The organism is Azospirillum sp. Marseille-Q6669 (assembly GCF_965111635.1).
Genome location: NZ_CBCOOP010000004.1, coordinates 248,654 through 271,919 on the forward strand (window position 1 = coordinate 248,654; position 23,266 = coordinate 271,919).

Sequence of the window (23,266 nt, forward strand, 5' to 3'; positions counted from 1 at the left end):
TTGCCTTGATCGATCTGAGCCGCGCCGGATTTCTTGGAGGCCATTCGGCTTTAGTCACGCTGCCAAGGCGACGTCTCCGGTTTGAGCATAGCAGCGGGCTTCGGCCCCGGCGTGAGGAATGTTGCCGATGGGTTCGAGCAGGCGCTGGTGGTTGAACCAGTCCACCCATTCCAGGGTTGGCGAACTCGACGGCCTCCAGGGTGCGCCACGGCCGGCGGCGCCGGATCACCTCGGTCTTGCAGAGGCCGTTGATGGTCTCGGCCAAGGCGTTGTCGTAGGAATCGCCGACGCTGCCGACGGAGGGTTCTGTGTTGCGCCGAGCTGTCCGACGTCTTCGCGCCGCGGAAGTCACCGCCCCCTCAGCGTTCCGTCGCGGGGTCGGCGGCGAATTCCGCTGTGAACAGCGCGACCAGATGCTCGATCACCGCCCGGACCCGCGGTACGTCGCGCAGGTCCGGGTGCAGCACCAGCCACCCCTCGCGCTCCAGCGGTGGGGCGTCGCAGGGCACCGGCACCAGATCCGGCTCCCCCGCCGTCAGCCAGAAGGGCAGCAGCGCCACTCCGAACCCCGCCTTGGCCGCCGCGAGCTGGGTCTGCAGGCTGTTGGAGCGGAAGGCGATGCGGCGCCCGGCCATGTGGCGGGCCAGCCAGACCGCCTCCGGCAACTCGGCCAGCGCCTCGTCGTAGCCGATCACCGTGTCGGGCGCCCCGGCGGCGGCGAACAGGCCGTAGCCCATGGTGGCGAGCCGCCGCGCGATCAGGTCGCCACGCTGCGGCCGGGCAAGCCGGATGGCGATGTCGGCCTCCCGCCGCGCGAGGCTGAGCGAGCGGTTGTCCACCGTCACCTCCAGATCGATTCCCGGATGGCGGGCGCGGAACGGTCCCAGCCGCGGCATCAGGAAGCGGTCGGCCAGCGCCTGTGTGGTGGTCAGCCGGACGGTGCCGGTCAGCCCGGCCTCCCGCCCGCCCTGGCTCGACACCTGGCGCAGGATGGCCAGCGCCCGCTCGTCCATCCCGTCGGCCAGCGCGAAGACCGCCTCGCCGTCGGCGGCCAGGCTGTAACCGTCGGCCCGCCGATCCACGAGACTGCGGCCCAGCCCCTCCTCCAGCGCGGCGACCCGGCGCCCGACCGTCGCGTGGCTGATGCGCAGCGCGCGCGCCGCCGCCGACAGGCTGCCGGTGCGGGCCAGCTCCAGGAAGATGCGCAGATCGTCCCAATTCAGGGTGCCCATCTGCTTCGGGGTGCCTGTCTGTTTATGAACAGTCATTGCGCAAACCTATCGAATGTCGGGCCAAAAGCACACAGGGTACACTGCATCCCGACCCATCCCTTTTCCGGAGCCGCAACCGTCATGAGCGCCACGCCGAAGACCCTGCTTGCCCTCGCCGGAGCCCCCGCCACGCCGAGCCCCCTCGACTCCGCGGCGCTGGTGCTGATCGACGCCCAGCGCGAATACACCGAGGGCGCCCTTCCCCTGGTCGGGGTGGAGGCCGCGGTGGCCGAGGCCGCGCGCCTGCTGGAGCGGGCGCGCAAGGCCGGGACCCCGGTCTTCCACATCGTCCACCACGGCAAGCCCGGCGGTGCCCTGTTCAACCCGGAAGGCCCGCTGTCCGGCATCGTCGCCCCGCTGATCCCGCTGGACGGCGAGACGGTGGTGGTGAAGCACCTGCCCAACGCCTTCGCCGGGACGGAGCTGGATGCCCTGATCCGCGCCACCGGGCGCAAGGAGCTGATCGTCGCCGGTTTCCAGACCCACATGTGCGTCAGCAGCACGGTGCGCGCCGCCCTCGATCTCGGCTGGCGGACCACGGTCGTGGACGCGGCCAGCGCCACCCGAGACCTCCCCGACGGGGCCGGCGTCGTGATCCCGGCCGAGGCGCTGCACCGTGCCAACCTCGCCGCCCTGGCCGACCGCTTCGCCGTGGTCGTCAAGGACAGCCGCGCCTGGGGGTGAGGGCAGCGGGCGCGGGTCATGGCGGGTCCTGCCTCTGGGGCTCCTGCCACACGGCCCCCACCGCCGCCCGCAGGGCCTGAAGCGCCGGCTCCCCCTCCTTGTCCAGCGGCAGGATCAGATGGAGGTGGCTGCGCAGGGCCTCGCCGGGCCACAGCGCCACCTCCCCCGCCGCTGCCGCCGCCAGCGCCTGCTCCTCGCGCAGCAGGGCGAGGCCCAGCCCTTCGGTCACCAGCCCCTTCAGGGCGCTTTCCTGGTCGACCTTGATGATCGTGCCGGGGGCGACGCCGTTCCGGGCGAAGGCCCGCGCGGCGATCAGGTGGAAGCTGCAGCGCGGCGGCGTGCCGACCCAGGGCAGAGCGGCCAGATCGCCCCAGTCCGCCCCGGCCAGCCGGTCCCGCCAAGCCGCCGGCCCGACGACACGCAGCCGCACCGGCGCCACCGGCGCCACCGGCAGATGGCGCAGCGCCCGGTCGGGCCGCTCCTCCGGAACGAAGCCGGCGTCCAAGCGCCCGTCCTGCACCCGGTCCACCACGTCGGCGGACAGGTGGTGCGACACCCGCAGGCGCAGACGCGGATGGGACGCCAGCAGAGTGGACAGCAGCGTCCCCAGCCGCAACGCCGCCGGATCGCTGGCGATGCCCAGGGCGAGCGGCCCGGCGGCGTCGCCCTGCAGGCCGCGGGCGCGGTTGACCAGCGTCTTGGCGGCGTCGAGCGTGCGCTCCGCCTCCTCCAGCAGGATCAGCCCCGCGCGGGTCAACTGCATGCCCTTGGCCGTGCGCTCGAACAGCATGGTGCCAAGCTCCTCCTCCAGCAGCTTGATGTGGCCGCTGACCGCCGGCTGGCTGAGCAGCAGGATCTGCGCGCTTCGGGTCAGGCTGCCCTCGCGCGCCACGGTCGCGAAGGTCTTCAGATGGTGCAGGTCCATGAGCGCTCCGCCGTCCGGCTTGCCCTCTCCCGGCACGGCCGTCGGGACGCGCATTATACGACACTGTAAGTTCCATTGCACAAGATTCAGTCATTTCGCCGCGTTAATAATATTTTACATTTACCAGCAACAATCAATAAACCAAGCATACCAAGTATTTATGCAAACTTCTGGCATCGATTCATTTCCGTCATTGCTTGACAATGCATTCGTATGGATCGGCCAATCCATCAATTTCGGCGATATTGAGGCTCGGAATTATTTATTGGACAGGGATCGGGGCTTCGACTGAATTCTCCATCATATCACCGCGTAAATATATTCAAACAACATGCAGGATCGGCGCTTCACACGGACGCCTTCCCAGCGGAGGCCGCCACCACGAGCGAGTTCCCAATGTCAGACCCTGCCGGCCAACGCCCGCCAACCCAAAAATCCGCCGCCCGGACCGCCTCCGGGCCCCCGGCCATCCCGGAAACCCCGCTCGCCGACGCCCTGCTGGCGGCGGCCGGGACCACCCGGGCCTCGTTCCACGCGCTGCCGGTCAGCCGGCGCGGCTCCATCCGCGATTCGGCCCTCTCCGGCACTTACGACGCGCTGTTCGGGCGCGGCCTGTTCAGCGAGGCGACGATCACCGCCCCGCCTCTGGACAGCTTCTTCTTCCCGCACCGCTCGCTGGCCCGCGCGGAGGAGCTGGCGGCCCGCGCCTTCGGGGCGACGGGCACGCTGTTCGTCACCGCCGGGACGACGACCGCCAACCTGATCGCGCTGGAGGCCCTGATCGCTCGCCCCGACATCCGGGTGCTGGCCGACAAAGGCACCCACCAGTCGATCCATTTCGCCCTGTCCGATAAGCACGCGGCGGTGGACTACATCGAGCCGCGCGTCTTCTGCGAGCATTCCGAACGCGCCGCCCTGTCCCTGCCCGCGCTTCTGGAGCAGGCCGCGGCGGCGGAGCGCGCGGGCGCGCCCTACGAGCTTCTGGTGCTGAACGGCGAGTCCTACGACGGCGTCGTCTACGACATCCGGGCCATCCTCACCGCCCTGGCGGAGGCCAGTCCGTCGCTGACCACCGTCTTCGTGGACGAGGCGTGGGGCGCCTGGAGCTATTTCCACGAGACGACGCGCGACCGCACCGCGCTGCACGCCCGCGCCGCCGACCCGGCGCTGGAGCGCTTCACGGTCGTCGCCACCCACTCCGCCCACAAGTCGCTGAGCGCGCTGCGCCAGGGGTCGCTGATCCATTTCAGCGGCGATCCGGATCTGGCGGAACGGCTGCGGCTCGGCCGCTACCGCCATCACACCACCTCCCCCAGCTACCCGATCCTCGCCTCGCTCGACCTCGCCGGCGCCCAGATGGAACTGGAGGGGCGGGATCTGGTCGAACGTTCCCTGCGGCTTGCCCGGCGGGTGAGCGAGACGGTGGCCGGCGATCCGGCGCTGAGCGCCTTCTCGGTCAACGCCCCGGCGGTGCCGGACGCCTTCGCCGGCCACGCCGCGATCGACCCGGCCAAGCTGTCCCTGAGGGTTTCCGGCCTGCCCATCGACGCGCCGGAACTGCGGGAGCGGCTGTACAGCCGGCACGGCCTCTACGTGAACCGCTGCACCCGGACCTCGCTGCTGCTGAATCTGCACATCAGCATCGACGAGGAGGAGGTGGCGGCCCTGCTCGACGCCCTGCGCGCGATCCAGCGCGAGCTTTCCCCCGCCGGGGAGAAGCCCGAGGAGAAGCGGGTGTCGACCTCCTTCATCATCCCCTACCCGCCGGGCGTGCCGATCATCGTCCCCGGCGAGGAGATCGGCGGCGACACGCTGCGCCGGATCGAAGCGATCCGGTCCGCCGGCGCCCGCATCTACACCATTGAACACCGCCCACGCTGAGAGACGACCATGATTCCCCTGTCCCGAATCGAGGAAATCGCCGCATCGCGCGCCGATCTGGCGGCCATCGTCGCCGGCTCCGAAACCCTGAGCTGGCGGCAGTACGCCGACGCCGTGCGCGACGCGGCGGAAGGGCTGGCCGGCGCCGTCGCGCTGGACGAGCTGCGCACCGTCGCCTTCCTGTCGCACAACTGCGCGGAGCTGGTGGTCGCGGCCGCCGCCGCCACGCTGAAGACGACGCTGTGCGGGCTCGACTACTCCCTGCCGCAGTCCGCCCTGGCGGAACTGCTGGAGCGCATCGAGGCCGACCTGCTGATCGTCTCCTCCGGCTTCCTGGCCGACCGCGGCATCAACGTCCGCACACTGGCGGCGGGACGCGCCGTGGTCGATCTCGACAACCGGCTGCCCGGCGCCACGCCCTACGCCGCCTTCGCCGGGTTGGCCGCCGGGCGGCGCGCGCCGAACGCCCCGGCCCGGCCCTTCCGCGCCATCTCCTTCACCTCCGGCACCTCCGGCACGCCGAAGCCGGTGATCCGAACCGCCTCCTTCGACGCGCGGCGCTTCGCCTACTTCACGGCGCGCTACGGCTTCTCCTCGGCCGACCGGCACCTCGCCACCATCCCGCTCTACCACGCGGCGGGCGGCGGCTGGGCGCGGCTGTTCCTCCAGCTCGGCGCGACGCTGGTGCTGGCCCCGCCCGACGATCCTGTGGAAACCGCCGAGCTGATCCGCCGGGAATGGATCACCTCCAGCACCATGACCCCGCCCATCCTGTCGGGGGTGCTGCGCGAGGTCGCCCGCGGCCGGGCGCGCGTCACGCCCAACCAGCTCCGTTTCGTCCTGGTCGGCGGCAAGCATTTCCCCGCCCCGGCCAAGCAGGAGGCGCTGCAGGTGCTGGGGCCGGTGGTCTACGAGTATTACGGCACCACCGAGACCGGCGTGAACACCATCGCCGAGCCGGCGGACCTGCTGACCCACCCGGCCAGCGTCGGGCGCGTCTATGACGGCAACCGCATCCTGATCCTCGACCCGGAGCGCAAGCCGGTGCCGGCGGGCATCGTCGGGTCGGTCGCCATCGCCAGCTACATGAACATGGACACCTATCTCGGCGCCCCGGCCAACCGGGTGCAGATCGACGGGGAGCGCTACCTGATCACGTCGGAGGCCGGCTATCTCGACGAGGACGGGCGGCTCTACCTGCTCAACCGTTCACAGGGGGCGGACAGCGTGAACCTCTACGCGCTGGAGAACGCCATCCGCCACATCCGCGGGGTGGAGGACGTGGCGCTGCTGCGCCGGTCCGGGGCCGGGCCGGTGGCGGTGGACTGCGCGGTGGTGCTGAAGGCGTCCGCCGGGGCAACGGCGGCCGAAGAGGTGCGGACCCGCGCCGCCGAAGTCCTGCGGCGCGAGCGGATCGCCCTGGCGCGTTTCGAGCCGCTCGACCAGATTCCCTACAGCCCGTCCGGCAAGGTCCGCGCGGCGGCGCTGGAGGAGGCCATCGGCCGTGCCGGGGAGGAGGCCGCCAAGCCGGTGGCCGGCAAGCCCGCGGCGAAGGCGCGAACCGGCGGCACGGTGGACGGCGTGCTGCTGGGCATCGCGCTGCTGGCGCTGACCGCCATCTCATGGGGCGGCATGTTCCCGGTGGCCAAGGCGGCGTTGGCGAGCATCGACGGCTTCTACCTGACTCTGCTGCGCTACGGCTTCGCCTCGCTGATCCTGATCGGCATCCTGGTCCGGGTGGAGGGCTGGCGGGCGCTGGCGACGGAGGGCCACGGCGGCAAGCTGTTCTTCTACGGCTCCATGGGCTTCGCCGGTTTCAGCATCCTGGCCTTCGTCGGGCTGGCCCATTCCAAGGCGGAGCATGGTGCGATCATCATGGCGCTGATGCCGCTGATCACGGCGCTGCTGACCTGGGCCATCAAGGGGGTGCGCCCGAACCGGGTGACCTTCCTGTGCATCGCGGCGGCGCTGGCCGGGGTGGCGCTGGTGGTGACGCAGGGCAGCCTGTCGGCGCTGGACGGCGGCGCGCTGCTGTCCGATCTGCTGATCCTCGGCGGAGCGGCGAGCTGGGTCGTCTACACGCTGGGCGCGGCCTCCGTTCCGGGCTGGTCGCCGCTGCGCTACACGACGGTCAGCGCGGCGCTCGGAACCGTCACCATCGCTGCCGTGACAGCGCTGGCCACCGCGGCGAGGGTCGTCGCCGTGCCATCTCTGGAGACGGTTTGGTCGGTGCGGGCGGAGATCGCCTATCTGGTGCTGATCGCGGCGGTTCTGGCGGTCTTCTCCTGGAACATCGGCATCAAACTGCTGGGGCCGGTGAACGGGGTGCTGTTCATCAACCTCGTGCCGATCACCGCCTTCTCCATCGGGCTGGCCCAGGGGCGGGCGTTCGGGGACGTCGAGCTGGCCGGCGCCGGCCTGACCATCGGCGCGCTGATCGTCAACAACCTGAACAGCCGCGGTCTCTTCCGCTTCCGCCGGGCGGAACGGGCGGGTGGCAGCGGTGGCGCGCTGACGCCGGTTCCGGTCGGTGCGGGGAGTCGGTAGGTTCTTGCCCCCTCCCTGACCCTCCCCCGCTGACGCAGGGGAGGGGATTAATTTCCCTCTCCTGCGAAGCGGGGAGGGAAGGGCCCGCGGCGCAGTCGTGGGAAGGGTGGGGGCAACCACTCCACCCTTTTCGAACCGCTCACCCCGCCAGCAGACAGGCCACCCGATGCCCCTCCCCCACCCCACGCAACGCCGGCACCTCACGCTTGCAGTCCGGCCGAGCCGCCGGACAGCGCGGGTGGAAGGGGCAGCCGGCGGGCCGCTGCGCCAGGGACGGCGCCTCGCCGCGCACCGGCGCCACGCCATCCGGCAGGGCACGGCGGGAATCGGCCAGCAGGGCCTGGGTGTAGGGGTGGCACGGGCGCTCGAACAGGGCGTCCACCGGCCCCTCCTCGACCACGCGGCCGAGATACATGACGACCACCCGGTCGCAGATGTGGCCGACCACCGACAGGTCGTGGCTGATGAACAGGATCGCCAGACCGTCTTGGTCGCGCAGATCGAGAAACAGGTTGAGGATGCCGGCGCGCACCGACACGTCGAGCGCGGTCACCGGCTCGTCGCAGACCAGCAGGTCGGGCCCCACGGCGAGCGCGCGGGCGATGCCGATGCGCTGGCGCTGCCCGCCGCTGAAGCGGTGGGGATGGTGGTGGCGCAGCGCCGGGTCGAGGCCGACGCGCAGAAGCTGCGCCGCCACATGCTCGGCCAGCGCGGCGCGCGGCACCAGCCGGTGGTAGCGCACCGCCTCGCCGACGATCTCCTCGACGGTGAAGCGCGGGTTCAGGCTGGCGTGGGGGTTCTGGAAGACCATCTGCACGCGCAGCCTGGCGGCCCGCGCCTCGGCGGCGGGCCGTTCGGCGACGTCCTGCCCGTCGATCAGCACGCGGCCGGCGCTGGGCGGCAGGAGCCCGGCGGCGATCCGCGCCACCGTCGATTTCCCGCAGCCCGACTCCCCGACCAGCCCGACGAGTTCCCCCGCCGCACCGCCAGATCCACCCCGTCCACGGCGCGCAGGACGGCGCCCCGCCGCCCTGGAATGGGAAACAGCCGCGAGACGCCGCGCAGCTCGGCCAAGGGCGCGTTCATCGCGACCCCTCCGGACCGGGTTTCAGGCAACGCACACCGCCCAACCCGCCCGCCCGCCCCTGCCAGGGCGGGTCGGCGGCGCAGGCCGGCATGGCGGCGGCGCAGCGCGGTCGGAAGGCGCAGCCCGCCGGGCGTCCGGACAGCGTCGGCGGCAGGCCGGGGATCGGCGTCAGCCGGTTGCCCCGCGGCCCCCGCGGCAGGCTGGCGAGCAGCCCGGCGGTGTAGGGGTGCGCCGGGCGGGACAGCAGGTGCGCCGCCGGGGCCTGCTCGACGATGCGGCCCGCGTACATCACGGCGATTTCGTCCGAAAGCTGCTCGGCCACCGACAGGTCGTGGGTGATCCACAGCACCGCCGTCCGCCCTCCTTCCACAAGCCCACGGATCTCCCGCAGGATCTGCGCCTGGATGGTGGCGTCGAGCGCGGTGGTCGGCTCGTCGGCGAAGATCAGGTCCGGCTCGTGCAGCAGCGCGATGGCGATCGCCACCCGCTGGCGCAGCCCGCCGGACAGCTCGTGCGGGTGGGCGTCCAGCCGCTCCTCCGGCCCCGGCACGCCGACCCGGCCCAGCGCGTCGCGCCCCCGCCGCCGCGCCTCGGCCCGGCCGACGCGGGCATGGGCCAGCACGGTCTCGACGATCTGGGCGCCGATGGTCAGCACGGGATTCAGCGTCATCATCGGGTCCTGGAAGATCATGGCGATGCGGTTGCCGCGCAGGCGGCGCAGCTCCCGCTCCGGCAGGCCGGCCAGCTCCCGCCCGGCGAAGCGGATCGAGCCACCCGCCACCCGCGCCGGCGGGTCGAGCAGCCCCATGATGGAGAAGGCGGTGGCCGACTTGCCCGACCCGGACTCGCCGACCAGCCCCAGGATGCGCCCGCGGCCGAGGGAGAAACTCACCCCGTCCAGCACGTTCAGGGGCAAGTTCAGCGCGCCCGGACGCGCGGGAAGCTCGGTGCGCAGGCCGCGCACCTCCAGCAGCGGAAGGGTGGCGGTCATTGGCCGAGCCTTGGATTGAGGGCGTCGCGGAAGCGGTCGCCGGCGAGGTTGATCGCCGCCATCAGCAGCAGGAGCGCCACGCCGGGGTAGAGGCTGATCCAGGTCTCCCCGGACAGCACATACTGCCGCCCGTTGGCGATCAGCAGGCCGAGCGACGGCTCGGTCACCGGCACGCCGAGGCCGAGGAAGCTCAGTGTCGCCTCCAGCGCGATGGCGCGGGCGACCTGGGTCGTGGCGATCACCACCAGCGACGGCAGGCAGTTCGGCAGGACGTGGCGCAGCAGAATCCACCAGGAGGGCAGGACGAGTCCGCGCGCCGCCTCCACATACTCCGCCTTCAGCTCCACCAGCGCCGCCGACCGGGCGGCGCGGGCGTAATAGGCCCATTCGACCAGCACCAACGCCAGCAGCACGTTGCCGGTGCCGCGCCCGAGGAAGGCGATCACCATCAGCGCGATCAGGATGGAGGGGCAGGACAGTTGCAGATCGGCCAGCCGCATCAGCGCCGCGTCGACACGCCCGTTCGCCTGGGCGTTGGACTGGGCGGCGGCCAGCCCGACCAGCGTGCCGAGCGCGCCGGCAACCACCGCCGACCCGATGCCGACCAGCAGGCTCAGACGAAGCCCGAACAGGATGGCCGACAGCATGTCGCGCCCCTGGTCGTCGGTGCCCAGCCAGTAGGTGCCGACCAGCGCCCCCTCCGCCCCCGACGGCAGGCGCCCGTCGAGCAGGTCGAGCTGGGTCAGGTCGAAGGGATTCTGCGGCGCGATCCAGGGCGCCAGAACGGCGGCGGCCACCAGCAGCAGAACGACGGCGAGGCTGCCCAGCGCCACCCGCGAGGCGGCGAAGTCCCGCCACAGGACGCGCATGGGTGATAAGGACGGCGACGGGGAGGGTTCGGACACGGCAAGCGCCGAGGCGGGCGGCGGCCCATCTTCGGCGAGGCTGCTCATGCCGCACCTCCCGCCCCGGCGATGCCGACACGCGGGTCGAGCAGCCGGTAGAGGATGTCGGCCAGCAGGTTCACCGCGACGAACAGCAGGACCACCGCGACCAGATAGGCGACGATCACCGGGCGGTCGAGGACATGGATGCTCTCCACCATCATCCGTCACATGCCGGGCCAAGCGAAGATGCTCTGCGTCACCATGGAGAAGGCGACGGTGGAGCAGAATTCCAGCCCGATCACCGTGACGATGGGAATCAGGATGGAGCGCAGGATGTGCACCCCGACCACCCGCGACGGGGCCAGCCCGCGCGCGCGGGCGAAGCGGACGTAATTGAGATGCACCACCTCCCGCACCCCGGCGCGGGTCAGCCGCAGGATCAGCGCCAGCTTGAACAAGGCGAGGTTGGCGGCGGGCAGGATCAGATGGGCCAGCCCGTCGGCGGTCAGGAAGGACCAGCCCACCCCCAGCACCGCCACCGTCTCCCCCGCCCCGAGCTGGGCAGCCAGCCGAGCCGCACCGAGAAGCCGATCACCAGCATCAGCCCGACCCAGAAGCCGGGCAGGCTCAGCCCGACCACGCTGCCGCCATGATCAGCCGCGCCGCCGCCGCGCGCGGGCGCAGCCCGGCGTAGAGGCCGAGACCGATCCCCAGCCCCGCGGCCAGGATCAGGGCGGCCAGCGACAGCTCCAGCGTCGCCGGCAGCCGCTCGACGACCAGCGCCAGGGCCGGCTGGTTGTAGATGAAGCTGCGCCCCAGATCGCCCTGGAGCGCACGGCCCACGAACAGCAGATACTGCCGCCATAACGGCTGGTCCAAGCCGAAGGACGCGGCGATGCGCGCCCGCTCCGCCGCGTCGGCCTCGGGCGGGACCAGGATGTCCACCGGGTTGCCCGCGACATGAAGGCCGACGAAGACGAGCACCGTCATCGCCAGCACCACCAGGGCGGCCTGCGCCGACCGCCGCACCAGCCACCCCACCATCGTTCCGGTCACCAGATGCCTACACCGGAAGCGGCGGGTACAGGCCGGCCCAGGGCCGGGCGCGCTCGATCTGTGCGGCGAGCTGGAGCACCCGCCCGTCCTCGCCCAGCGGGGCGGCGATCTGCACGCCGACCGGAAGCCCTTCCGCGAGCGCGAAGGGCACGCTGGCCGCCGGGATGCCGGCGCTGTTGTAGACGGAGGTGAAGGCGCTGTAGCGGCGCAGCGTCTCGTAATAGCCGTCGAGGTCCGTGCTCTGCATGTCCACGGTTCCGATGGGCAGCGGCGGCGCGGCGAAGGTCGGGGTCAGCAACACGTCGTAACTCTGGAAGAAGCGCCCGAACAGGCGTGACAGGCCATGGATCGTCCAGATGGACCGCGCGAGGTCGGCGCCGCTGTAGCGGGCGGACTCCCCGGCCCACGGGCGGGTGATCGGTTCCAGCTCGTCCGGCTCGACGGGCCGCCCCAGCGCCTCTTCGCGGGCGCGCAGGACGTTGGCGATGTTGGAGGCGACGATGATGCGCGTCGCCCGCTTCAGAGCGGCGCCGTCCACGCCGGGGCTGGCCTCCTCCACCCGGTGTCCGAGCGATTCGAGCAGCGCCGCCGCGTCGGTGACCGCCTTGGCGGCGGCGGGATCGACGGCGCGCCCTTCATGGTCCACGGTTTGGAAAGCGATGCGCAGCGGCGCGGGATCGCGCTCCACGAGGTCGAGGTAGCGCCCGTCGAAGCGCGGCGCGGCGTAGGGATCGCCCGGCTCCGGCCCGTGGGTGGCGTCGAGCAGGGCGGCGCTGTCGCGCACCGAGCGGGTGATCGCGTGGTGCACCGACAGGCCGTTCCAGCCTTCCCCCAGGTCGGGGCCGAAGGGGTTGCGCCCGCGCGTCGGCTTCAGCCCGAAGGTGCCGGTGTTGGAGGACGGAATGCGGATGGAGCCGCCACCGTCGGTGGCGTGGGCCGCCGGGACGATGCCCGCCGCCACCGCCGCCGCCGCGCCGCCGGAGGAGCCGCCGACGCTGCGCTCCCGGTTCCACGGGTTGCGGGTGGGGCCGAACAAGGCCGGCGCCGTTTCGCAGGCCAGACCCAGCTCCGCCGTGTTGGTGAAGCCGAACAGCACCAGCCCGGCGGCGCGGTAGCGCGCGGTGACGGTGGAATCCTTGACCGCCCGGTGGTCGCGCCACAGGCGGCTGCCGTTGCTGGTGCGCCGCCCGAGCACCTGGATGTTCAGATCCTTCAGCAGGAAGGGGACGCCGGCCAGCGGCTCCTCCCCCGTCAGGCTCCGGGCCTGGGCGAAGGCTTCATCGGCGAACTGCTCGACGACGGCGTTGATGAGCGGGTTGACCGCCTCCAGCCGGGCCAGGGCGGACTCCAGCAACTCGACCGGGGACACCGCGCGGCGCCGGACGAGGGCGGCGAGGCCCACCGCGTCGTGGGCCTGATAGTCGGAAAACAGGGACATGGCGGGATTCCTCAGACCGGCTCGGCGAAGACGGCGTTGGTGTGGCCGAAGGCGTTGCCGGGAACGAAGCGCACGTAACCCTTGCGCCCCGCCCAGTTGAAGCGCGGGTAGAAGACCGGGATGACCCCCACGTCCTCCTCCAGCGCGGCCAGCGCGTCGCAGATGCGGGCGACCCGCCGTTCGGCGTCGAAGTCGCCGAGTGCCACCAGCAGCGGCGCGTCCAGCTTGGGGTTCGAATAGCGCTGGCGGTTGAAGGGACCGGCCCCGGTGTCCTGGTCCTTGGTCAGCACCACCTGCCGCAGCAGCTCCGCGCTGTTGGTGGTGGCGTAGGTGGTCAGGAACAGGGCGAACTCCCGGTTGGTGGCGCGGGAGAAGAAGGTGGCGATCGGCAGCGTCTCCACCTTGGTCTCCACACCGATGCGCGAGAAGCCCTGGGCGACGGCCTGAAGCACCGCGACGTCCCCGGTGAAGAAGCCGCTCGGCCCGTGGATGGTCAGCCCGAAGCCGTCGGGATAGCCGGCCTCCGCCAGCAGACGCTTGGCGCGGGCGACGTCCACGGCGATGGGCGCCCGGTTGGGCAGCCGGTCCGGAGCGGGCGGCGGGGCGAACTGGTCGGCGGGCGTGCCCTGGCCGAGCAGAAGCCGCTCCACGATGCCCTTGCGGTCGATGGCCAGCGACAGCGCCTGGCGCACCCGCACGTCCTTCAACGGGTTGCGGTCGAGCGGACGGCCGGCGCGGTCGGTGACGAAGGGCGCTTGGTCGCGGCTGGTGTCGGGGAACAGATAGGCGCTGGTGGCGCTGGCGACGCTGAAGATCTCCACCGCCTTGTCGGCGCTCAGATGGGCGACGTCCTGCACCGGCACGCCGTCGATCAGGTCGAGGTCGCCCGACAGCAGCCCGGCGACGCGCGCCCCGGCGTCGGGGATGAAGCGGGTGCGGATGCGGCTCCAGCCCGGCGTCCGGCCCCAATAGGCGGGGTTGGGTTCCAGCTCGATCTGCTGGCCGACGGTGAAGCCGGCGTAGCGGAAGGCCCCGGTGCCGACGGCCAGCTTGCCCGACGTGAAATCCGCTGTCTCGGCGCCCGCGTGGATCTTGCGCGACAGGATGTAGAGGTTCGTGAAGTCGCGGTCGAGGAAGGGGTTCGGCGTCTTGCTGCGGATGCGGAAAGTGCGGTCGTTGACCACCTCCACCGCCGCGACGTTTCGCACATAAGGCACGAAGGAGCCGGGGCTGTTCGGAACGTTGGGCACCCGCTCGATGGTGAAGGCGATGTCGTCCGGGGTCAGCGGCGTGCCGTCGTGGAAGCGGATTCCCGGACGCAGCTTGAACTCCCAGCTGGTCTCGTTCAACGCCCGCCAGGATTCGGCCAGCAGGGGGCGCAGCGTTCCCGTCGCGTCCTCCGTTACCAGCGGGTCGAAGATCTGCCGCAGCGTCTGGTTGTTGGTCGGCGACTGGTAGAAATGGGGGTCCAGCGAGTTCGGGGCCGAGATCGCCCCGATGGAGAGCGGGCAGGAGCCGGAGGAGGCCGCGGGGTTGCTCTGGCCGAAGGCGGCGGTACGGGTGAAGGCGGCGGCGGGCACCAGCCCGGCCATCGCACCCAGGAAGGTACGGCGATCCATGAGTCTCTCCACGGCAGGGGTGACGGGACCGCCGGCGGCGCCCAATCACCAATTTATTTCGCTAAATTATTTTTATTCATCCTATTCGCTTGTTGAGTTTGCGCAATCGTCCAAAATTGAACAGCGTTTGCGCTCCGATGAACATGCGCATGCAGGCGTCGGAGGCAGGAATCGCGGCGCGCCGGACAGGGCGGGCAGGCCCCGTTCCGACGCGCAACGTCCTTTCGCCGTCTCGCTCCCTGCCCGTCCTCACACCGGAACGATGTCGGCCCCGCTTTCGGTGAAGGCCAGCCGGTAGCCGCTCTTCGCGAGAATACCGGCGCCGAACAGGTCCCAGGTCGTGACGCCTCCGGCGCGGAACCGGCTGCGGAACTCTTCCTCCTTCGCCTCCTTCTCGCGCGAGACGCGGGCCACCTCGTCGAGATCGGCCAGCGGGATCACCACCACGCCGTCGTCGTCGCCGATGATCAGGTCGCCGGGCTCGACCCGGATTCCCCCCACCTCGACGGCCTGGGCGAGCGGGCCGAGCCGCGCCTTGTCGCCGCGCGACCGCAGGCTGACTCCGCGCGCGAACACCGCAAGGCCCAGCTTGCGCAGTTCCGCGGCGTCGCGGACGGCACCGTCGATCACCACGCCGCCCAGGCCGCGGGCGAGCGCCGCCGTGGCCATATTGTCGCCGAAGGACGCGCCGTCGATGAAGCCGCCGGCGGAATAGACGATCACGTCGCCGGGACGGGCGAAGGAGATGGCCGCATGGGCGGTCAGGTTGTCGCCCGGCTGCCCTTGCGCGGGAAAGGCCGGCCCCAGGATGCGGAAGCCGGGCCGCAGCGGCTTGATGACGGAATCGAGCGCGCCGCGCCGGCCCTGCGCCTCGTGCGCGGTGGCGGCGGTCACCCCCTGGAAGGCCGCGATCTGGGCCGGGGTGGGGCGGGGAAAGTCGAAGTCGGGTCGCTTGGTATCGGGTCGGTTGCTCATGCTCGGTCGGTCCCTCTCAATCACGGGCTTCGGTCGCGGTATCGCCGAAGGGGTCCAGTTGGAAAAAGGCGGGGTCCGGACGCGCCGCCCCGCTCTCGATGCGGCGCACGGCGTCGCGCACCCGCCGGTTGGCCCAGGCGTCGACGCCGGTTTCCTCAGCGCGGGCGAGGACCGGACCGTAGATCTCCTCCACCTCGGTCCGCCGGCCCTTGAGGATGTCCTGCCCCATGGAGGGGCGCTGCCCGGCGGCCTTGCCGGAGACGGCGGAGGCCGTCAGCGCGCTCTCCACCTCGGCCAGCGCCGCGCGGTCGCCTTCCGCCGCGCGGGCGAACAGGGCGGCGGGCGTGCCGCCGATCCCTTCGAGCCGCAAGCCCACCCGCTCGCCGATCAGCACCGCCTCCCCGGCGAGCCGGATGCCGAAGCGGCGCAGCAGCGGGTCGCGGTCCATCGCGTCGATCGACAAACCGGTTGCCGCGGACAGGCCGTTGCGCATGGCGTTGGCGGCCAGCTTCGACCAGCGCTCGCCGGTCAGGTTGCCGGTCACCGTCACGGAGTCCACCGTGGCAATGAGGTCGCGCAGCGCCTCGATCCGCGACGTCGTCCGCCCGTTGGGCTCGCCGATCCGGAAGACGGGAATGCCCGGACTGCCGCGGGACACCCGCCGCAGGATGCGCCCGGCGCCGTCGAGTTCGACCCCGATGCGCGCCGCGATCAGCCCGACGACGCGGTCCCCGCCGACGACCTCCGCAATCACCGGCTCGTTCAGGCCGTTCTGGGCCGAGACGACGAAGCCGCCGGGGGCCAGCCGGGGGCGGAGCAGCTCCGCCACCCGCCGGGTATCCCAGGATTTGACGGCGACGATGGCGACGTCGATGGGGCCGAGATCGGCCAGCCGGTCCTCCGGCAGGATCGGGACGCGCACGCTATCGTCCTCCTCCGGCCGCGCGCCGGTGATGGCGAGGCCGGAGCGGGCGACCGCCGCCACATGCTCCGCCCAGCCGTCGACCAGAGTCACGTCCTCCCCTTCGGCGAACAGGCGGGCGCCGATGTAGCCGCCGACCGCGCCGGCCCCCAGCACGGCGATGCGCGGGCGGAGCGGAGCGGTGGCCCCCGATCCTGCCGGACGGTCGGTCACGCCCCGCCCTCCAGCCAGAGGTTCTTCAGCGAGGAGAAGGCGGCGTCGGGCCGGTCCTCCAGCCCCCTGACCCGGCGGTTGTGCAGAGTGACGCGCTCCAGCTCGAACAGCGGGATGTTCGGCAGGTCGGTCATGGCGATGCGCTGCCAGGCGTGGAACGCCTCCGTCCGCTTGGCCGGATCGGATTCGCGCAGCGCCGTCTCGATCACCGCGTCCAGCTCGGGGTTGGAATACTGGGCGCCATTGGTGTTCGGCACGCCCGGCGCGATGGAGCTGGTGGCATAGAGCCGGTAGAGCCCCAGCGACGGGTCGATCATCGCCGAGAACTGCCCGGAGCGGGTGTCGTAGTCGTAGTTGGTGTAGACGCGCTTGTAATAGGTCGGCAGGTCGGCGGCCCGCAGCTTCAGGTCGATGCCGACCGCCTTCAGGTTCTGGCGCAGGAACTCCGCCGTGTTCTGCTGGGACTCGGTGTCGTTGGAATAGTCGTGCCACAGCGCGAAGCGGACGCCGTCGGCGCCGCGCCGGTAGCCCGCCTCGTCGAGCAGCCGCTCCGCCGCCACGGGGTCGAAGGGATAGCCGGCCACGTCCTTGGTGTAGGATTTCTGGTAATGCGGGATCGGGCCGGTCGCCGGGGTGCCGAAGCCGTACCACGCGGCCTCGATCAGCCCCTTGCGGTCGACGGCGTGGGCGATGGCGCGGCGGACCCGCACATCGCCGGCGATCTTGGATTTGACGTTGAACTCGAAGGTGAAGAAGGGCGACAGCCATTGATAGCCGGCGGTGGTCAGCGCCAGCTCCGGGTTGGCGCGCAGGCGGGCCGCGTCGGCCAGCGGGATCGGGTCGAAGGGGCCGTAGACCACCTCCCCGGTCTCGAAGGCCGCGGCGCGCGACGCCGCGTCGGGGATGATGCGGAAGATCAAGCGGTCCACATGGGGCTTGCCGGCGTCCCAGTAGGTGGGATTGCGCTCGAAGGCGATGTACTCGCCGCGCTTCCACTCCACGAAGCGGAAGGGACCGGTGCCGACCGGGTTGATGTTGCGCGGGTTGGTCCGGGGGTCGGTGTTCTCGTAGAGGTGGGCGGGAAGCACCTGCGATTCCGCGGCGGACAGCGCGTTCAGGATGATCGCCGACGGGCGGGACAGGCGCAGGACCGCCGTCGCGGCGTCCGGCGTCTCCACCGCCGTCACGTCGCCGAAGGTGGTGCGGCCGCGCGGGTGGTGCTTCTTCCACAGCTCCAGCACGCTGTAGGCCACGTCCCGGGAGGTGAAGGGCGTGCCGTCGTGCCAGGTGACGCCCTTGCGCAGGTGGAAGGTGATCGACAGCTTGTCGGGCGACACCTCGAACCGCTCCGCCAGGGCGGGGATCGGGTTCATCTGCGAATCGTAGCTCAGCAGCCCGTCGTAGATGTTGGGCGACACCACGTTGACGCTGAAGTGGTTGTTGACGGTGTTGGTGAGGATCGGGGGTTCCGGGTTGATGACCGCGATCAGCGTCCCCCCTTCACCGGCCCCGCCGCGGCCAAGGCGCGCCCCGCCCCGACGGCAAGGACGGAGGCCCCAAGGGTCAGGGCAAGGAAGGAACGGCGTTCGATGGGGATCACGGAAGTCTCCTCAGGGGACGAAGGGTGTTGGCTTCGGTCGGATTCGTTTCGGCCGGATTCGTTTCGGCCAATGGCGTCGGGGCCAGATGACAGGCGGGGGGGGCGGTGGGGGGCGTCGCGGGGGGGGGGCGCCGCGCGCCGGCGGCGCGGGAGGGGGGGGGGGCGGCGGGGGGGGAGGGCGCGGCCCGGGGGCGGGGGGAGGGGGCTGGGCGTTTCGCCCGCCAGGACGGTCCTGGTCGCGGCGCGTCCCGCGTCCGGATGGGCGGCGGGGGCCGCGGCCATCAGCGCGCGGGTGTAGGGATGGGCGGGCTCGTCCACCACGTCGGACCAGTCGCCGATCTCCACCACCCGGCCGAGATACATCACGGCCACCCGGTCGGCCATGTGGCGGACGACGCCGATGTCGTGGCCGATGAAGAGGTAGGCCAGCCCGTGCCGCTCCTGGAGATCGACCAGCAGGTTCAGCACCTGGGCCTGCAAGGACACGTCGAGCGCCGAGACCGGCTCGTCGAGGACGACGACATCGGGCCGGGGGGCGATGGCGCGGGCGATGGCCACGCGCTGCCTCTGCCCGCCCGAGAGCTGGTGCGGGAAGCGGTCGGCCAGCGCGCGGGCCAGCCCGACGTCGTCCATCAGCGCCGCCACCCGCCGCGCCCGCTCCGCCGCGTCGCGGACGGTGGAAAGCAGCGGTTCGGCGATGGCCCGCGCCACGGTGTAGCGGGGATCGAGCGAGGCGGCGGGGTCCTGGAAGACCATCTGGACCCTGGCGGTGAAGGGCGTCGCCGCCCTCCCCGTCAGCCGAGTCACGTCGGTCCCGTCGAGGAGGATGCGGCCCGACGCCGGGGCGGTCAGGCGCATCACCGCCCGCGCCAGCGTGGATTTCCCGCAGCCGGACTCCCCGACCAGCCCCAGCGTCTCGCCGCGCCGCAGGGTGAGGTCCACCCCGTCCACCGCGTGGACGGTACCGTTCCGCGTCCGGTGGGTGACTTGGAGCTTTTCGATGGTCAGCACGCGCCGCCTCCTTCCCCGCCGATCAGGCAAGGGGCCGAGGTGTCGGCGAGGCGCGGCCTGGGTTCCCCGCGCGTCCGGCGCCCCGGCCGCGCGGCCAGCAGGGCGCGGCCATAGGGGTGGCGGGGACCATCGAAGAAGTCGCGGACGCCACGGTCCTCCAGCAGGCGTCCGTCGCGCATCAGCAGGACGCGGTCCGCCGCTTCGGCCACCACGCCCAGGTCGTGGGTGATAAGCAGAAGCGCCATGCCAAGTTCGTCCTTCAGGCGGATGAGAAGCTGGAGGATCTGCGCCTGAATGGTGACGTCGAGCGCCGTCGTCGGCTCGTCGGCGACCAGCGCGACCGGCGACGCGGCGAGCGCCAGGGCGATCACCACCCGCTGGCGCATCCCGCCCGACAGGCGGTGCGGGTACTCGGAGAAGCGGCGCCCCGGTTCGGGGATGCGCACCAGATCGAGCAGCTCCAGCGCGCGGGCGGCGGCGGCGCGGGCGCCGGTCCGCCCGTCGGCGCGCACGGCCTCGACGATCTGGTCGCCGATGGCCAGGACGGGGTTGAGCGCCGCCTGCGGGTCCTGGAAGACCATCGACACCGCGGGATGCCCGGCCAGGCGCCGCTCGCGGGGCGTCCGGCCGAGGATGTCCGCGCCGGCCAGGGTCACGCGGCCGGTGATCCGCGCCTCCGGCGGGGCCAGCCCGGCGATGGTCAGGCCGGTCACCGTCTTGCCGCTGCCGCTCTCCCCGACCAGCGCGGTCACCTCGCCCGCCGTCACGGTGAAGGAAAGGCCGTCCACCGCCGCGGTGCCTGCGAAGGCGATCGACAGGTCGCGCACCGCGATCAGCGGTTCGCCCGCCAACGGTTCGATAACCGTCATCGCGCCGCCCCCCGCGGGTCGAGCCGCTCCGACAGGCCGTTGCCCAGCAGGGTGAAGGCCATCACCGTGGCGAAGATGGCGAGGCCGGGCAGCGCCATCAGGTACCACAGCGTGCGCAGCAGGGGCCGCGCGTTGCCGATCATCGCCCCCCAGGACACGAGGTTCGGGTCGCCGAGGCCGAGGAAGGCCAGCGCCGCCTCCACCAGCACGGCGTGGGCGACCACCGCGGCGATCATCGCCACCACCGGGGCGATGCCGTTGGGCAGCACATGGTTCAGCAGGATGTGGCCGTGGCCCAGCCCCATCGTCCGCGCCGCCAGCACCCAGTCGGCGTTCCGTATCCGCAGCACCTCCGCCCGCGTCAGCCGGGCGATCTCCGGCCAGGAGGTCAGGCCGATGGCGAGCATCACGCTGCCGATGGATGGCGCCAGCACGGCGACCAGCACCATCGACAGCAGGAAGGACGGCAGCGTCTGGACATAGTCGCACAGCCGCGACAGCAAATGGTCCGCCACCCCGCCGAAATAGCCCGCCACGGCGCCCAGCCCGACGCCGATCAGCGTCGCCACCGCGGCGGCCCCGACGCCGACCGCCAGCGACACCCGCGCCCCGAACAGGAGCTGCGCCGCCACATCCCGCCCGAGCTGGTCGGTGCCGAGCGGGAAGGCGCCGTCGGTCAGCGGCCACAGGCCGCGCGGCCCGACCATTGCCATGGGGTCGCCCGGCCGCAGCAGGCCGGCCGCAAGCGCCAGCAGGGCGAGCGAGGCCACGCAGAGCACCCCCAGCCGCAGCGTGGACGGTGTGGAAAAGGAGAAGCGTGCGCTCACGCCGTCACCTCGATGCGCGGGTCGAGGGCGGCGTAGGAGACGTCGACGAGGATGCCCATGACGATCACCAGAAGCGAATTGCAGAGGAAGAGGCTGAGCAGCAGGTTCACGTCGCGGTCGGCCACCGCCTCGAAGGCGAGGCGGCCCAGGCCGGGCCAGGAGAACACCGTCTCCACCACCACCGCCCCGCCCAGCATCGAGCCGAGCGTCAGGCCGCTCAGAGTCACCACGGGGAGCAGCGCGTTGCGCAGGATGTGCCGCAGGGTCACCCGTGTTTCGGAAATTCCCTTGGCCCGCGCGGTGCGCACGAAGTCCAGCCGGCTCGTCTCGATCACCGCGGCCCGCGTGACCCGCGCGTAGAGCGCGGCGTAGCCCAGCCCCAACGTGGCGGCGGGAAGCACGAGGTGGGCCGCGACGTCCACCGCGTGCGGCCAGCCGACGCCCGGCGCGCCCACCGTGGCGTAACCGCCGATGGGCAGCCAGCGCAGCTGGACGGCAAACAGCACGATCCCGACGAGCCCGATCCAGAAGGACGGCACCGCGAAGATCAGGGAAGACAGGACGGACACCGCCCGGTCGAAGCGGCCCCCCGGACGGCGCCCGGCCAGGACCCCCGCCGCCACGCCGACGGCCACCGCCGCCAGAACCGCCACGGTGACGAGCAGCGCCGTCGCCGGCAACCGCTCCAGCACGAGGTCGGCGATGGGCCGGTTGTAACGGAAGGAGAAGCCCAGATCGAACCGCAGGAGCTGGGACAGATAGGCCTGGAACTGGTCGAGGGCCGAGCGGTCCAGCCCGAACCGCGCGCGCAGGTCGGCCATCTGCTCCGCCGTGGCGATCCCGCTTTCACCGGCCATCACATCGACCAGATCGCCGGGGACCGCCTTCAGCAGCAGGAAGTTCACGACGATCATGACGATGACCATCGGCGCGGTCGCGAGCGTCCGCCGCACGGTGAAAGCGAATAACGTCATGGTTGCAGCTCTGGGGTGCTTTTGCACATTTTCATGATTGGAAAATCGGATGAACCGATCGTCTCTTGATTTGTAATTTACCTCTTGATTCCTACTATGTCTATAGGCAATAACCTCCTTCGGATGCAGGGCGGGCTTGTTGTTTCCTCGCCCGGAGAAAAACCACCGCCTTTTCAGAAAAAGTCCGACAGCGCCCGCTGGCGGTCGAAGTCACCTCATTGACTGCGCGTGGCCGTTCCTTCGACGGCGGCGCTTCATATCCTGGGAGTTCTCATGAAGATCGCGAGGGTTGAGAGCTTTTTCTTTAATCCTGGCCGCGCCAAGAATCTTCTTTTCGTTCGCATCGAAACGGAGAGCGGAATTTACGGCTGGGGCGAGGGGTATGTCACCGCGGGCAAGGAAAAGGTCGTCGCCGCCTATGTGGACGCCATCGCGCCGCATCTGATCGGGCGCGAAATCTGGAACATCCGCCAGCTCGCCCAGACCCTGCTCGACGATTTCTCGATCCGCCGGACCTCCGTCGATTTCCTGTGCGCGCTGAGCGCGGTCGAGATCGCGTCGTGGGACATCGTCGGCAAGCGCGCCGGCCTGCCGGTGCATAAGCTGCTGGGTGGCGCCGTCCGCGAGAAGATCCGGGTCTACGCCAACGGCTGGTGGTTCGGCGCGTCCTCCATCGACGACACCGCGAACCGCGCCGCGGCGGTGGTGGCGCAGGGCTACGACGCGCTCAAATGGGACCCGATCCCCGGCCCATGGCGCAACTACGTCGATCCAAAGGACCTCGACCACGCCGTGGAGAACGTCCGCGCGGTGCGCGAGGCGGTCGGCCCGAACGTGGAGCTGCTCATCGACGGCCACCGCCGCCTGTCGCCGAACAACGCGATCCGCCTGATCGAGCGACTGCGGGAATTCGACATCGCCTGGTACGAGGAGCCCTGCCCGCCGGAAAACCTCGACCTGACGGCGGAGGTGCGGCGCACGACCAACGTCCCCATCGTGTCGGGCGAGGCGCTCTACACCAAGGAGCAGTATCTGCCGCTGTTCGAGAAGCGCGCCGCCGACATCATCAACCCGGACATCAGCGCGGTCGGCGGCATCCTCGCCATGCTCGACATCGCCGCACTGGCGCAGCCGCACTCCATCGCGGTCAGCCCGCACAATTTCAACAGCCCCATCGTCGGTCTGGCCGCGACGGTCCACCTGTCGGCGCTGGTCACCAACTTTACCATCGCCGAGCTGTTCGTGAACCTCGTCGAGCCGACGTGGGAGCTGGCCCTGCAGGGGCTGACCATCGCCGACGGCTATGTCGACATCCCCGACACGCCGGGCCTGGGCGTGGACCTCGACGTCGAGGTGCTGCGCCGGCACCCCTATCAACCGCTGTCGGGCAAAGGGCTGCGCGACCACCGCGACGAGTTCCCCCGCCGCGGTCCCCCCTCCACCTTCAAAATCGCCGCGACCGCGTGACGCGGGCTTGGGAGCCATTCCG

The 23,266-nt window shown here is 71.2% G+C and carries 21 protein-coding genes and 1 pseudogene; 4 read left to right on the forward strand and 18 right to left on the reverse strand.

Annotated elements, in window-relative coordinates; genetic code table 11:
* Positions 1 to 54 precede the first annotated feature (54 nt).
* Positions 55 to 313 (reverse strand): annotated as a pseudogene (locus ACWPXE_RS22540) (integrase core domain-containing protein); the annotation flags it as partial.
* Positions 314 to 359: 46 nt separating this feature from the next.
* Positions 360 to 1,232, reverse strand: coding sequence for a LysR family transcriptional regulator (locus ACWPXE_RS22545; RefSeq protein WP_454019581.1), 873 nt, complete (start codon positions 1,230 to 1,232; stop codon positions 360 to 362).
* 120 nt (positions 1,233 to 1,352) lie between these two features.
* On the opposite strand from ACWPXE_RS22545, the gene ACWPXE_RS22550 reads away from it, so the two are divergent.
* Positions 1,353 to 1,955 (forward strand): cysteine hydrolase family protein, encoded by a 603-nt coding sequence (locus ACWPXE_RS22550; RefSeq protein WP_454019582.1) that lies wholly within the window; start codon positions 1,353 to 1,355, stop codon positions 1,953 to 1,955.
* 16 nt (positions 1,956 to 1,971) lie between these two features.
* On the opposite strand, the gene ACWPXE_RS22555 is transcribed toward ACWPXE_RS22550, so the two are convergent.
* Positions 1,972 to 2,934, reverse strand: coding sequence for a LysR family transcriptional regulator (locus ACWPXE_RS22555; RefSeq protein ID WP_454019583.1), 963 nt, complete (start codon positions 2,932 to 2,934; stop codon positions 1,972 to 1,974).
* Positions 2,935 to 3,276: 342 nt separating this feature from the next.
* Between ACWPXE_RS22555 and ACWPXE_RS22560 the strand changes: the two genes are divergently transcribed.
* Both ACWPXE_RS22560 and ACWPXE_RS22565 read left to right on the forward strand, forming a co-directional pair.
* The gene (locus ACWPXE_RS22560) at positions 3,277 to 4,761 is read left to right on the forward strand and encodes an aminotransferase class I/II-fold pyridoxal phosphate-dependent enzyme (RefSeq protein WP_454019584.1); all 1,485 of its coding nucleotides are present in this window, start codon (positions 3,277 to 3,279) and stop codon (positions 4,759 to 4,761) included.
* A 9-nt stretch (positions 4,762 to 4,770) separates the two neighbouring features.
* Entirely contained in the window at positions 4,771 to 7,308 is a 2,538-nt protein-coding gene (locus ACWPXE_RS22565; protein ID WP_454019585.1) for an AMP-binding protein, read from the forward strand.
* A gap of 139 nt (positions 7,309 to 7,447) precedes the next feature.
* Here ACWPXE_RS22565 and ACWPXE_RS22570 read toward each other — a convergent pair whose 3' ends face one another.
* From ACWPXE_RS22570 to ACWPXE_RS22640, 15 genes are all read right to left on the reverse strand, one after another.
* The gene (locus tag ACWPXE_RS22570; RefSeq protein ID WP_454019586.1) at positions 7,448 to 8,236 is read right to left on the reverse strand and encodes an oligopeptide/dipeptide ABC transporter ATP-binding protein; all 789 of its coding nucleotides are present in this window, start codon (positions 8,234 to 8,236) and stop codon (positions 7,448 to 7,450) included.
* A 154-nt stretch (positions 8,237 to 8,390) separates the two neighbouring features.
* Entirely contained in the window at positions 8,391 to 9,386 is a 996-nt protein-coding gene (locus ACWPXE_RS22575) for an ABC transporter ATP-binding protein (protein WP_454019587.1), read from the reverse strand.
* On the reverse strand, positions 9,383 to 10,339 hold the full coding sequence (locus ACWPXE_RS22580; RefSeq protein WP_454019588.1) for an ABC transporter permease: 957 nt from the start codon (positions 10,337 to 10,339) through the stop codon (positions 9,383 to 9,385). The genes ACWPXE_RS22575 and ACWPXE_RS22580 overlap by 4 nt, the downstream gene beginning before the upstream one ends.
* Positions 10,336 to 10,494, reverse strand: coding sequence for a hypothetical protein (locus ACWPXE_RS22585; protein ID WP_454019589.1), 159 nt, complete (start codon positions 10,492 to 10,494; stop codon positions 10,336 to 10,338). The genes ACWPXE_RS22580 and ACWPXE_RS22585 overlap by 4 nt, the downstream gene beginning before the upstream one ends.
* A gap of 3 nt (positions 10,495 to 10,497) precedes the next feature.
* Complete coding sequence (locus tag ACWPXE_RS22590) at positions 10,498 to 10,812, reverse strand: ABC transporter permease subunit (protein ID WP_454019590.1); 315 nt, start codon at positions 10,810 to 10,812, stop codon at positions 10,498 to 10,500.
* A gap of 88 nt (positions 10,813 to 10,900) precedes the next feature.
* On the reverse strand, positions 10,901 to 11,329 hold the full coding sequence (locus tag ACWPXE_RS22595) for a hypothetical protein (protein WP_454019591.1): 429 nt from the start codon (positions 11,327 to 11,329) through the stop codon (positions 10,901 to 10,903).
* A 7-nt stretch (positions 11,330 to 11,336) separates the two neighbouring features.
* Positions 11,337 to 12,767 (reverse strand): amidase, encoded by a 1,431-nt coding sequence (locus ACWPXE_RS22600; protein ID WP_454019592.1) that lies wholly within the window; start codon positions 12,765 to 12,767, stop codon positions 11,337 to 11,339.
* Positions 12,768 to 12,778: 11 nt separating this feature from the next.
* Positions 12,779 to 14,386: an ABC transporter substrate-binding protein gene (locus tag ACWPXE_RS22605; protein WP_454019593.1), complete on the reverse strand. Its 1,608-nt coding sequence runs from the start codon at positions 14,384 to 14,386 to the stop codon at positions 12,779 to 12,781.
* Between the two features lie 249 nt (positions 14,387 to 14,635).
* Positions 14,636 to 15,361, reverse strand: a complete 726-nt coding sequence (locus ACWPXE_RS22610; protein ID WP_454019594.1) for an RraA family protein — start codon at positions 15,359 to 15,361, stop codon at positions 14,636 to 14,638.
* Between the two features lie 16 nt (positions 15,362 to 15,377).
* Positions 15,378 to 16,496 (reverse strand): ketopantoate reductase family protein, encoded by a 1,119-nt coding sequence (locus ACWPXE_RS22615; protein ID WP_454019595.1) that lies wholly within the window; start codon positions 16,494 to 16,496, stop codon positions 15,378 to 15,380.
* Positions 16,493 to 17,917 (reverse strand): ABC transporter substrate-binding protein, encoded by a 1,425-nt coding sequence (locus ACWPXE_RS22620; protein ID WP_454019596.1) that lies wholly within the window; start codon positions 17,915 to 17,917, stop codon positions 16,493 to 16,495. Before ACWPXE_RS22620 ends, ACWPXE_RS22615 begins: the two co-directional genes overlap by 4 nt.
* A 65-nt stretch (positions 17,918 to 17,982) precedes the next feature.
* Positions 17,983 to 19,107, reverse strand: a complete 1,125-nt coding sequence (locus ACWPXE_RS22625) for an ATP-binding cassette domain-containing protein (protein WP_454019597.1) — start codon at positions 19,105 to 19,107, stop codon at positions 17,983 to 17,985.
* Positions 19,101 to 19,976, reverse strand: a complete 876-nt coding sequence (locus tag ACWPXE_RS22630; RefSeq protein ID WP_454019598.1) for an ABC transporter ATP-binding protein — start codon at positions 19,974 to 19,976, stop codon at positions 19,101 to 19,103. The genes ACWPXE_RS22625 and ACWPXE_RS22630 overlap by 7 nt, the downstream gene beginning before the upstream one ends.
* A complete protein-coding gene (locus ACWPXE_RS22635) occupies positions 19,973 to 20,803 on the reverse strand; it encodes an ABC transporter permease (protein WP_454019599.1) in 831 nt (276 codons plus the stop codon). The genes ACWPXE_RS22630 and ACWPXE_RS22635 overlap by 4 nt, the downstream gene beginning before the upstream one ends.
* Positions 20,800 to 21,777: an ABC transporter permease gene (locus ACWPXE_RS22640; RefSeq protein ID WP_454019600.1), complete on the reverse strand. Its 978-nt coding sequence runs from the start codon at positions 21,775 to 21,777 to the stop codon at positions 20,800 to 20,802. Before ACWPXE_RS22640 ends, ACWPXE_RS22635 begins: the two co-directional genes overlap by 4 nt.
* 273 nt (positions 21,778 to 22,050) lie before the next feature.
* Here ACWPXE_RS22640 and ACWPXE_RS22645 point away from each other — a divergent pair, with 273 nt between their 5' ends.
* Positions 22,051 to 23,244, forward strand: coding sequence for a mandelate racemase/muconate lactonizing enzyme family protein (locus ACWPXE_RS22645; protein WP_454019601.1), 1,194 nt, complete (start codon positions 22,051 to 22,053; stop codon positions 23,242 to 23,244).
* Positions 23,245 to 23,266: the final 22 nt, after the last annotated feature.

Excerpts from the sequence above, each read along its gene's own strand:
- ACWPXE_RS22600 (WP_454019592.1), bottom strand. The coding sequence starts at position 12,767 with ATGTCCCTGTTTTCCGACTATCAGGCCCACGACGCGGTGGGCCTCGCC.
- ACWPXE_RS22630 (WP_454019598.1), bottom strand. The coding sequence starts at position 19,976 with ATGACGGTTATCGAACCGTTGGCGGGCGAACCGCTGATCGCGGTGCGC.
- ACWPXE_RS22555 (WP_454019583.1), bottom strand. The coding sequence starts at position 2,934 with ATGCGCGTCCCGACGGCCGTGCCGGGAGAGGGCAAGCCGGACGGCGGA.
- ACWPXE_RS22550 (WP_454019582.1), top strand. The coding sequence starts at position 1,353 with ATGAGCGCCACGCCGAAGACCCTGCTTGCCCTCGCCGGAGCCCCCGCC.
- ACWPXE_RS22610 (WP_454019594.1), bottom strand. The coding sequence starts at position 15,361 with ATGAGCAACCGACCCGATACCAAGCGACCCGACTTCGACTTTCCCCGC.
- ACWPXE_RS22580 (WP_454019588.1), bottom strand. The coding sequence starts at position 10,339 with ATGAGCAGCCTCGCCGAAGATGGGCCGCCGCCCGCCTCGGCGCTTGCC.
- ACWPXE_RS22560 (WP_454019584.1), top strand. The coding sequence starts at position 3,277 with ATGTCAGACCCTGCCGGCCAACGCCCGCCAACCCAAAAATCCGCCGCC.
- ACWPXE_RS22585 (WP_454019589.1), bottom strand. The coding sequence starts at position 10,494 with ATGATGGTGGAGAGCATCCATGTCCTCGACCGCCCGGTGATCGTCGCC.
- ACWPXE_RS22645 (WP_454019601.1), top strand. The coding sequence starts at position 22,051 with ATGAAGATCGCGAGGGTTGAGAGCTTTTTCTTTAATCCTGGCCGCGCC.
- ACWPXE_RS22575 (WP_454019587.1), bottom strand. The coding sequence starts at position 9,386 with ATGACCGCCACCCTTCCGCTGCTGGAGGTGCGCGGCCTGCGCACCGAG.
- ACWPXE_RS22640 (WP_454019600.1), bottom strand. The coding sequence starts at position 21,777 with ATGACGTTATTCGCTTTCACCGTGCGGCGGACGCTCGCGACCGCGCCG.
- ACWPXE_RS22565 (WP_454019585.1), top strand. The coding sequence starts at position 4,771 with ATGATTCCCCTGTCCCGAATCGAGGAAATCGCCGCATCGCGCGCCGAT.
- ACWPXE_RS22605 (WP_454019593.1), bottom strand. The coding sequence starts at position 14,386 with ATGGATCGCCGTACCTTCCTGGGTGCGATGGCCGGGCTGGTGCCCGCC.
- ACWPXE_RS22545 (WP_454019581.1), bottom strand. The coding sequence starts at position 1,232 with ATGGGCACCCTGAATTGGGACGATCTGCGCATCTTCCTGGAGCTGGCC.